This window comes from Endozoicomonas sp. SESOKO4 (assembly GCF_024606275.1).
Window position 1 is genome coordinate 1 of sequence record NZ_JAHHPS010000503.1, and the last position, 10,726, is coordinate 10,726.

Annotated in this window: 7 protein-coding genes; 5 read left to right on the top strand and 2 right to left on the bottom strand. The window is 45.4% G+C overall.

What is annotated here, in order from left to right; all coding sequences use genetic code 11:
- Window positions 1-75 precede the first annotated feature (75 nt).
- The 3 genes from KDK16_RS09830 (at window position 76) to KDK16_RS09840 (ending at window position 4,592) form a co-directional block, all read left to right on the top strand.
- Window positions 76-1,569, top strand: coding sequence for an McrB family protein (locus KDK16_RS09830; protein ID WP_257275858.1), 1,494 nt, complete (start codon window positions 76-78; stop codon window positions 1,567-1,569).
- Between the two features lie 13 nt (window positions 1,570-1,582).
- The gene (locus tag KDK16_RS09835) at window positions 1,583-3,910 is read left to right on the top strand and encodes a restriction endonuclease-like protein (protein ID WP_257275860.1); all 2,328 of its coding nucleotides are present in this window, start codon (window positions 1,583-1,585) and stop codon (window positions 3,908-3,910) included.
- Between the two features lie 316 nt (window positions 3,911-4,226).
- Window positions 4,227-4,592 (top strand): very short patch repair endonuclease, encoded by a 366-nt coding sequence (locus tag KDK16_RS09840; protein WP_257275867.1) that lies wholly within the window; start codon window positions 4,227-4,229, stop codon window positions 4,590-4,592.
- A 187-nt stretch (window positions 4,593-4,779) separates the two neighbouring features.
- On the opposite strand, the gene KDK16_RS09845 is transcribed toward KDK16_RS09840, so the two are convergent.
- On the bottom strand, window positions 4,780-5,667 hold the full coding sequence (locus KDK16_RS09845; RefSeq protein ID WP_257275861.1) for a hypothetical protein: 888 nt from the start codon (window positions 5,665-5,667) through the stop codon (window positions 4,780-4,782).
- Window positions 5,668-5,825: 158 nt separating this feature from the next.
- Window positions 5,826-8,837 (bottom strand): hypothetical protein, encoded by a 3,012-nt coding sequence (locus KDK16_RS09850; RefSeq protein ID WP_257275863.1) that lies wholly within the window; start codon window positions 8,835-8,837, stop codon window positions 5,826-5,828.
- A gap of 338 nt (window positions 8,838-9,175) precedes the next feature.
- Between KDK16_RS09850 and KDK16_RS09855 the strand changes: the two genes are divergently transcribed.
- Window positions 9,176-10,396, top strand: a complete 1,221-nt coding sequence (locus KDK16_RS09855; protein ID WP_257275864.1) for an NTP/NDP exchange transporter — start codon at window positions 9,176-9,178, stop codon at window positions 10,394-10,396.
- A partial coding sequence (locus KDK16_RS09860; RefSeq protein ID WP_257275866.1) for an NTP/NDP exchange transporter occupies window positions 10,389-10,726 on the top strand: 338 nt, incomplete at its 3' end. The genes KDK16_RS09855 and KDK16_RS09860, both read left to right, overlap by 8 nt.

The window sequence follows — 10,726 nt, forward strand, 5'->3', positions numbered from 1 at the left end:
GCATTAATAAACGTCTATGTTTCAGCTATTTTTTTCTATACTCTTACCTGTTATTGGCCTAACGTCGGTTAACGGATGAAGATTAAGCAAGGTGTTGTTCTCGGTGAAGGGGGCAGATCATTAACAATAGAAAAAATAAACGCAGAAAATATCTATATACGAATGGCGCAAGGCAACCAATTGCGCATCATACCGGTCATCGTTGTTGGGGCGTTGTTAAAAGCGTTGGAAACAGGAAAAATTACGCTCCGGGACATTGATCGAACATATCGTAAAGAACATGATTTATCCCCTTTATTTGATTATCTTCATCTTGATTTTGACAAATATATTCTTGGTTATGACTCAACTATCAAGAGGATATGTGATTACGAGTTGAGTGCGGTTGAACCTGCAGAAGTATCTGAAAATAATCGACTCAACCTCCCCAAACCTTTCCTCCTTCTGGCCGGAATCTCCGGTACCGGTAAATCCCGATTTATCCGAAAGCAGGCAGAGTTCCATGATCCGGATGACCCTGAAGGGAACTTCTGTCTGATCCCGGTAAGGCCTGACTGGCATGAGCCCTCTGATCTGTTAGGTTATGTCTCCCGGGTGGATAAACCGAAATACATTGCCACCAAAGTGCTCGCGTTTATTATCCGTGCCTGGAAGTCGGTTGCGCCTGATGCCTCCGCAGCCGGAGCCGGAACTCTGAATTCTGCTTCACCACCCTATTGGCTCTGTCTGGATGAGATGAATTTGGCACCGGTGGAGCAATATTTTGCGGATTACCTATCGGTATTGGAAACCCGGGGTTTTAACGAGGCCGGAGAATATTGTTGTGAACCGTTGCTGGACTTGCAGGCACTGAATCAATCCGGTGACCTGAAGCTTCAGGCGGATTTAGGGCTGACAGAAGATCCGCTGTGGGATTACTTTCAACAGCACGGCATCGGCATACCACCCAATCTGTTGGTGGCCGGTACCGTTAATATGGATGAAACCACACATGGTTTTTCCCGAAAGGTGATTGACCGGGCGCTGACTTTGGATTATGGCGAGTTTTATCCTAATGATTATGGTCAGTTCTTTGAGGGACAACCGGAGAATAAAGTATTTCACTGGTCAGTGTTGACCTCGGCCAGGCGGGAGCAGCTGACAGGTACCTTCGACACTGATGGAAAGCGTACGGTAGCCTTTCTTGACCGGGTGAATCAGGTGCTTAAACGAACCCCGTTTGAACTGGCCTATCGTGCCCTGAACGAGTTGTTGCTCTATGTGGCGTGTTTGCAACCCGGGGATGAGCAAACGCTACAGGCAGTTTGGGATGATTTCATGATGACCAAGGTCCTGCCCCGCATTGATGGTGATGAGGATAAGCTGCGAGTGGTGATCGGTGAGGATGCGGTTAACCTGTTGGATAAACTGACCGACGAGCTCAAAGAATTATTGCCCGATATTTGGGATGGGCAGCGTCCGGACCTGTTCCGTGATGTGAAAAAAGGCATCCCGTGTCGCTCCCGCAAAAAACTGGAGTGGATGAAAGCGCGGCTTGAGAGCCATACCTTTACCAGCTATTGGCCCTGAGTGAGTTGAGATTATGCCGGAACTGGCCGTTATTGAAACCGGGCATTTTGATTGCGTCATTTGGTCAAAAGATATTCGTTCCAGTCAGCGGCGGCTGGAACGAACGCTGACGGAACGTGGCAATGCTGTGCCAACTTCTGAGGTGCGGTTTTCTCCCCCGTTATTGTTAAAACATACTACAGAGCCGGTGTTTGAATTATGCCTTGGTGAAGCGGTCTTCTTTGAAAACAAATATTACGAGATTGAGTTTCTGTTTCACCAGCCACCGGAAGAGGGAGATCCGCTGCCGTCGGTGCAACATAAGCTAAAGGTTATTGAAGAGTCTTTTCATTTCAGTCGCCGTAGCTGCTCTTTACGGGGAAGTATCAATGCGGGCAATCATGTCGGTACTTTTCAGTTTAAACTGGCCTATTCCTACCAGGGGCGGCTCATCGAACAGTCAATTGCTTTCGATATTTTGCCGGTGAAGATGGATATGCAGTCGGACTTCAGGGCAATGAACGAGGCTGTTGATGCTGTATTTCCACTGTGGCGTTTCTCATTGGCAGAAAGCACCCGTCATTCATTAAGCGCCGTTAAAAAGCCGCACTCCCAATTCCTGTTGTTGTGGTTTGCACGATTTGAATCCCTTCATAAGGAGTTGTTGGCCGGGCTGAAGCATGTGGTGAATGCATCCCATAGTCGGTTGATGGAGCATAAGCACACCGTTCCGATGAGCCGTTTGAGGGGCAGGCTATCCAGACAGCAGGAAGAGCGACTGGCGCTGGAAAAGGCCAATAAAAATTATGAGAAGTCTTTTACGCTGAGCAAAAAGCAACTCAACGTGGATACGCCGGAAAACCGTTTTATTAAAGCGGTGATTGGTCATGGCATTACCAGACTTACCCGGGTTCAACAGCTGGCGTGTCTGGCGGAATCGGGTAAAGTGCGTTTTTCCGCCAGCTTTATGAAAGAGCTGGAAAGTTGGCAGAAGGCTTTGCGGCATTTTCAGAAACAGCCATTTTTCAGGGACGTTGGGGAATACCGGGGGCTGAAGCGGGAGTCGTTGGTATTACAGCAAAAGCCTGGTTACGCGAAAGTTTATAAAATCTGGCAACAGCTTAAATGGTATCTCGAGCTTCTGGATGGGGCCGATCAACTCTCCTTGCGCAACGTGGCAGAGATGTACGAAGTCTGGTGTTTTCTGGAGATACGCAGGATTATTGTGGACCTGGGCTTTGAGGAGGTTCCGTGTGGACGGATACCTCTGTTAGGCACTGGGATCCGTGTTTCGTTGAAGGATGGGATGGCCGGAGCTTTTCATTTCAGACGGTCTGACGGGGTGAAAATCCGTTTGGCTCATGAACCGATATTCAGAAAGAAAGACGACCAGATCAGAACCTGGTTGGTGACTCAAAAACCGGATATTTTGCTCGAGGCTACCTTTCCTGACGGGGCCGGGATTATCTGGTTATTTGATGCCAAGTATCAGATTGAGACACCGGCGGATGATCAGGGAACCCGCTCAGGCCCCGACCGGGTGCCCGACGATGCCATCAATCAAATGCACCGTTATCGGGATGCCCTGATTCATCGCAGTAAGTTTGATGACAGAGGGTTTGTGAAAACCCGTCCGGTGTTTGGTGCCTATGTGTTGTATCCGGGCTATTTCAATCAGCTTTGTGAACACAACCCATACAGTGTCGCGATTAATGAAGTGGGTATCGGTGCTTTTAGTTTGTTACCTCAGGTTGATAATAAGGGGAGTCATTGGTTATCTGTTTTTTTGCAACAAAAACTGGGGGTTCCTGAGGCAAAATATCCGTATGCGACCAGTGAACGGTATTTTGTGGAGGATGCTGCACGAATTCCGGGTAAAGGTTATTCCATCGCTCATTATCAGGGACTGACTATTCTGGCAAGCCAGTTAGGGCCTGACCGGAATCAGGAGTATATCAACCAGTTTGAAAACGGCGATGCCCGGTTTTATCACACAAAGCTCATCGCCTTTGAGCGGCAGAAAGTCCAGCAACATATCGCTACCGAAGCTCATTACCTTGCAGTGGCTCTGGATGTCGATGATGGTGTTCAGCGACGGGTGGACTATATTTATCCGATCCTCAAAGCGGAGCGGGTGCAGAGGGGGAACCTCACGGAAGAGCAGACAGGTACTCCGGTTTTTGCCAATCCGGATGAGTGGTTCTGGCTATTTAGCCTGGGGTCTGCCTTGCGTTTGAAAATACCATTGTGGCAACAGCGTAAGGTGCATTTTGAGTTAAAGCTGGTCTCCCGGGATGACCTGACAGCGGGTTATGGATGGGATGAGCTGCCTGAACTTTATTCATCGTTAGTGAAGGAGTAAGGGGTGGGTGTTTGTTTTGTGGCAGGTCACAGTGATCTTACCGTTATTAGGTTGACTCGGCTAACGACACTTGTCGGTTAAGAGATATGAGTTGATGAAAACTGCAGATGAGGGCATTCAGTTACATTTTCATGTAGACCATGGGGTTTTTAATGCGATTCACTGTTGCTATGCATGCCTTCTTGACGTCATGAAACATTACGTTGCTCGTACAAAGTTGATGAGCCTTACTCATGAACTCCCTGAGCTATAGCATTGGTTTGTTTCTGGTATCAGCATGACAGATGTTCATACGCCTGTCATACGCAGTAAAAATATGCGGGCAATCAGAAACAGGAATACTAAGCCAGAGATTTTGGTTCGGAAGCTGTTACACTCCAGAGGCTTCCGCTTCAGGTTAAATGTAAAAACTCTGCCAGCAAAGCCCGATATTGTTTTTCCGAAATACCGAGCCGTTATTCTGGTTAATGGCTGCTTCTGGCATGGACACGATTGTCCAGTGTTTAGGTGGCCCAAGACGAGAACGGAATTCTGGAAGGAAAAAATTACGGGGAATCAGCAGCGAGATAAAAGAAACCTCATGAATCTTCAAGCCGCTGGCTGGAGGGTGCTGACTTTATGGGAGTGCGCTCTGGGGGGGGCGATACAAATTGCCTTTGGATATTATTGCCGACCTGATTGAAAACTGGTTGCTGGTTGGGGGCGAGACTTCTGTTGAGATACAGGGGGGTTGTTAGCTTGGGCTGAAAAGCTTTTCTAAACCCTTCAAACTACAAATTTTTGACCGTTTTGAGTTTGAAGTGACGGGTTGGGTTGCTGGAGGGGTTCGAGGCTATTTCGCCAGCCGGGGTACAGTGAAAGCAGTAAAGTCACTCAGATTTAAGTCGTGAGTACCGCTTTCTAAAACAGTTTGTTACATACCTAACCTGCCGCACTTTAAAACGGTAAAGCATTGCATGTAGATGAAGGCAAAGAGTCCCCCCATCCCTGAATTGATGAATACCAGATCTGGCAATAAAATAAATGTTTCCACCTGCTGAGACGTAGATTCCGTATTTTACTTCGCTGTAATCTTCCGTTTGAAAATAAATAAAATGATAGGTATTCATTTCCAGTCGAAGATTGCTGTTAATCCAATGACGAATTTGTTGACCAAGTTCAGTTATTTCTTCAGGAATAAGTTCATGATGCGAATCATTAAGCGGTTGATCACTAAAAGTTGTAGCGTACAGAAACTCCAGAGTTTCTATATCACCTTGCACGGTTTCCCTGTCTTGGATGGCAAATACAAAATTTGGGTCTATTTCAGTACTTTGAGTATCTGTTATCAACACAGCTCCCATGGCATTGAGATAGCCTGCCATTGGGCTTGGATCGTACTGTTTGTTCAACAGCACGGTAAATGAAGGGGTTTCAGGCGAGCCAATGTTTGGGTTTGGCATTAATGCCTGATAAAACCCATTACTGAGATGAGAGGCTAATTCAATATCGGGAGTGATACTGGTGGGATTTTGCAAACTCAGTGTTGTTATATCAACCGATTTTTCCGGACCAAGTGCTTCAACCTTCTTGCAGTCACATTTCTGCTCTGGTATTTCACAGTGGTTACATGTGTGATTAGCTGACACCTTTGTGGAAAGAATAAGCAGGTAAGCAACGAATAAAATTTGCCGAACAAAGTATTCCCGGTAGTGTTCCATTGGTTGCTCTTTTGATTTATTAAAGGGACAATTATAGCCAGTCTGGCTAACTTTCAAGTTTGAAAAGCTGGCTGCAAAGAAACTGACGCCCCGTGGTGATGCTGTTTTTTACGTCATTAGTCGTGTGTATCCGGATGGGTTGGTCAGCACCCAATCATACCGGGGCTGTGGAGCTGAAACTGTTCAACACTCCATACAGAAGATTCGCCATGCTCTCAACTCTCACCTTCCTCAGGCATTGACCAAGCCTGTTCCATTATTTTTGCCTTAATCATGCCGTCAGAGTAGATATCGCTATCAACAGGAGCTTTACTTTTTAATTGCTCACTGACTTTGTTGAGAATATTTTCGCTCAGATCATTCAGATCATCACGATAGGAAGCTGTCAGGGTGATCAATGCTTTTTTCAGATGGATATCATTTCCAGATAAATCTGGAGCGTATAAAATGACTCTGACCAGTCCTGAAGCTATCAGGTCAGTGGCTTTCTCTGTTTCGTCATCAGCTATTAAAAAACGGGCTTCTGAAAAACAATGAATGACAGACGTAATTATTTGTACCAGCTGGGTACGGGCATCCAGCTCTGGTTTGCCCAGGTAGAATTTTTGACGTCGAAAGGACTGTGTTAACTCTTCGTTGGCATAATCTGCTGCCATCTGCTCATGCTGGCTATGGGATGCCGCAACATTCAGCATTGCCTTGCGAGAATGGGCATAAATTCTTTTTCTGAGAGGGTCTGTTGTTCCGAACTCAAAAATATTGGCCAAAAAGTTGACGATTGAGCGGGAAACCAGATCTGCGTAGTGGAAATAAGCTTTCAGTGAGGCCTGCACTACAAAGCCTGTGATTCCAAGCATGTATTCGCCATAAACCGCCCAAGAATCCAGGACATCCTGAGCATATTCTGTATCCTCCTGATCACATTCAATACCCCAGTTGTTTAATATGTCCAGATAACTTGCCTTAATAGTTTTGTCGGCATAGTCTGAATCCAGCTCGGCAAGGTGAAGTAAAACCTGTTTTGCATAAAGAGGCATCAGGTTTTTTTGTCGTAGCTGGTTAAGAGCACTGCCCAATCGCGCATTTGCCAGGGCAGAGATGACCGTACTGCTGGTTTTAAATTCCGGATGATAATATCTGAGGACATAAGCGGAGTAAGCAACGACTCTGGCTGAGTCTGTGTAGTTTTTCTTCTGATTAGTCAAAAGGGTGCTCGCCAGTAACCAGCATTTTACCAGCATGGCCTCCATCGTCATCTTATAGGAGCGACTGGTTTGAGCTTCAATGCTGAGTTTCCGGTGTACAACATTCACCTTGGCGGCGAGTTCGTTCTGAATCTCCTGGTCTTCCGGATCAAGAATGCCGGTTGTGCTGCCTATCCAGTTTTTAACCACAGTTTGCAGATGCACAATTGCAGGCTCACCCACCGAACGAAGTCCGAATTCAATCATCGATAGCAGGAAGTAATAACTGGCCACTTGCCAGAAAGGTTCAGTTTTTTCCACTCGATAAAGTCCACTGGCTTTTGGTGTAAGTTTCTTAATTGTGAGAGGCTTGATCAGAGCGGTTATCAATGAATACCCGAGAGCCGCACCATGTATTGTTGCTGTCGCCACAGTCTCTCTGTCAGGCAAATAGTGGTAATAGAATGGAGAATCTTCTTCGGGTCTATTTATCTCTTCGGGGGGGCAGCCTTCTGCGGGGCAACTATCCGTCTGGTTATTGGTTATCTTTGAATGGGAGGCAACAGATTTCACGTCATCCAAAGACGCCTTGGCCCAACTCTCAGCAAGCTTCTTGTACCCTTCAAAGTCAAAACAATGAGGGTCAAGAATTTCAACCTGTTTGTAGATCTCATTAACTTCAGATGCAGATTTAAGGGGCTGATAAGCCAACAAAAGGCTTCTCATGAGTGTGTCCCCGGCATTGACTTCAACGATCTCCCGATAATTCTGCACCAGGGCACCGGCTAAAATACGGGATTTTTCGGAGGGAGTTCTGTAGGCATCTGCAAAGTGGATAATCAGTATTTCCAGCGCCCTCTGGCTATTTGACCGGGCAAAGTTGGGTTGCTCAGCCAGGATCATCCCTGCTTTTTTTTGCAAAGTGCTGAAATACTGGTTGGTATACTCAGAGATACCGGATGTTCTGTTGACCGAAGACCCGGTATTAATAGCACCCCAGTTTTCAAGGGAGCGCCTTGACTGGGAAGCGAAGCGTTCCATATTTTCTTTTGTAGTTGACAGTCCGACTATTTTGGAAAAGTGTTTAGCGATCGCTATAACAGCGGGATGTTGTTTATCAACAAAATAAAGGAAAGTTCCGGGCACAGAAACACCTAAAATAAAAATACTGTTTCTGATTTGATCTTTCGAAACATTTTTGAGCAGTGACTTAATAAACCCTGTTTCACCGGTGTTAGAATTAGAGGCAAGAACTTTCAGCTCATCTATCGCCTCGTTCTCATATTGGTGACAATCAACATTACTCACTTTCCACTGATTCAGGATGTTGCAATATCTAAGACCCATAATGGCCGACTGTTTCATCAGCGGATCCATAGCTTTCAGGTAGTATGTGATTCGAGATCTGAAACCTGAGTGCTTACGCCAGTCAATGGCCCGGCTGAAGCTGTCGTAAACACTGTCGAAAACGTCAAGGGCTTTAGTCTCCGGATGAAGGTAAACCATAGATTGGGCATTAAATGCCATCAATGCTGCGGCCGTATCTTCATCGCCTCTCGCCATAGCCAGGCTTGCGGAGGAAGACACAGTGTCAATAATGTCGAGTAGCCGGAAATAGGTTTTTCTGGCCTTTTGCGCATGAAAACTCAATATTGAAAAAGTTGATAGCGAGCGATAAAGCAAATCTGTTTGCAGTTCATCAGTCTTCTTGGTTACATGACTATCAGATAGTGCTTTATAACTGATACTTTCCAGACGGGCACTGATATTATCAGTGAGGTGTTGGCTCATGGCTCTTTGCACATTATTTTTGTGAATGTCCAGTAGCTTACCCAGAAAATCAGATTTATAAGACTTTAGATAGTGCTCAAGAGAACTGACAGCTACCTCTGAGCCCAGGGGGATTAGTCCCCAGGCGACGCCTGTCTTAAGATAATCTGTTATGTAAAACTGATGTTCGTCATCATCCTGCTTCTCTGCCCCAAAAGCAGATTGACCAGATAGTAGCAACGTGATGATCAAGTTCACCGTCATTTTCTTCATTAGTCACCTGAAAGATTGTAAAACCGGTTTTAGATATTGGTTGTTGAGCTTCACCGTAATTCGACCGCTCCAAGACCTGTAGAGAGTGTCGTGTAAGTTAGGATTCCCATACTTTTCGACCCCGAGAGTCCCAGCGCGACAGCTCATATATGTGTCTTCGAAAAGGATCAGGAATAAAATCCCACGGAGATCATGAGAACGAGCTTTCGCCTCGATTGAGCCTGAGTTCATTTCGATTTTGCTAATGAATATAGTAGAAAAAAGTTGTCGTATTTAACCTTTTCGTCTAGATAAAGTGAGTTTGTTTCAGAATTTATCAGTCACAGGGCGATAATCAGATGTCAGACAATACCGAATTCAGTAAATGGAGAGGCAGGCTTTGGCCTGTCTATGTCTTTGAGCTTAAAAAGCTTATTCCGATGATTCTGATGTTCTACCTGATACTCTTTAATTACACCATATTGCGAGACACGAAAGACACTCTGGTTGTTACTGGTGCCGGCTCGGGGGCAGAGATAATCCCTTTTTTGAAGTTATGGGTGAATGTACCTTTTGCGATAATATTCACGATTACATATGCAAAACTCAGTAATGTATTTAAAAGGAGTTCTTTATTTTATTTAGTTGTATCAAGTTTTCTGTCGTTTTTTTGTTTTTTTGCACTGGTTCTTTATCCAGCCCGTGAAGTGCTACACCCAACAGAGTTTGCAGATTACTTGCAGAGTATTTTACCGAGTGGGTTTATGGGGCTTATTGCAGTTATGCGCAATTGGACGTTTTCTCTTTTCTACGTCATGTCTGAGCTTTGGGGTAGTGTCTGTCTGTCTTTGCTGTTCTGGGGCTTCGCCAATCATATTAACCGCATCTCAGAATCCAAACGCTTTTATGCGCTTTTCGGCATGATGGGGAATTTGGCATTACCTACTGCCGGATTGTTTGTCTACTACGCTTCACAAGCTCGTGGAAATCTTGCGGAGGGTATTGACCCCTGGCAGCACTCCCTGAATTTAATGACGGGTGTACTTACTATTGGTGGCATTTTGATTATGGTGATTTATTGGTGGATCAATCGCTATGTACTGACAGATTCAAGGCTTTATCAGCCTGATGATATAGTAGCTTCCAGTAAGGAAAAATTATCGTTATCCCTGAAAGAGAGTTTTCTGCATATTATCCATTCTAAATACCTGTTCTGTATTGCTCTTTTGGTCATCAGTTATGGTGTCTGTATCAACATGGTTGAAGTTACCTGGAAACACCAGCTGCGCATGCAATATCCAAACCCTAATGAGTACAACCAGTTCATGGGGTTATTTTCCACCTGTACAGGCATTGTGACTATTCTCATGATGTTGTTTTTTACCAATAATGTTATCCGTCGATTTGGCTGGACAGTGGCTGCCCTGTGCACCCCGGTGGTTTTATTGATTACCGGATCTTTGTTTTTTTGTTTTGTTTTATTCAGGGATGTCGTACCCGATATTTTATTTCTGACACTGGGTATTACCCCATTGATGCTCACTGTCATATTGGGGGGGGATACAAAACATCATGAGTAAATCGACCAAGTACTCTTTGTTCGACCCCACTAAGGAAATGAGCTACATCCCGCTTGATCCTGAAGAAAAAGTGAAAGGTAAGGCGGCAGTTGACGTTATTGGTAACCCGACCGGCAAATCGACAGGTTCGATCATACAGCAAGTATTAATAATTTCCCTGGGCTCACTGGTGGCTATCGCTCCCTACGTAGCCGTTATCGTACTGCTGTTTTTTGCTATCTGGATTGGGGCAGCACGATCATTGGGACGCCAATTTAATGCCCTCTCCAGTGCACAGAAAAAGTCGTCTAAAGCAGATCATGCAGCTGACCAAAACTCACAGACGAGCTC

Coding starts and splice junctions, on each gene's coding strand:
- KDK16_RS09830 (WP_257275858.1), top strand. CDS start 76: ATGAAGATTAAGCAAGGTGTTGTTCTCGGTGAAGGGGGCAGATCATTA.
- KDK16_RS09850 (WP_257275863.1), bottom strand. CDS start 8,837: ATGAAGAAAATGACGGTGAACTTGATCATCACGTTGCTACTATCTGGT.
- KDK16_RS09840 (WP_257275867.1), top strand. CDS start 4,227: ATGCGGGCAATCAGAAACAGGAATACTAAGCCAGAGATTTTGGTTCGG.
- KDK16_RS09835 (WP_257275860.1), top strand. CDS start 1,583: ATGCCGGAACTGGCCGTTATTGAAACCGGGCATTTTGATTGCGTCATT.
- KDK16_RS09855 (WP_257275864.1), top strand. CDS start 9,176: ATGTCAGACAATACCGAATTCAGTAAATGGAGAGGCAGGCTTTGGCCT.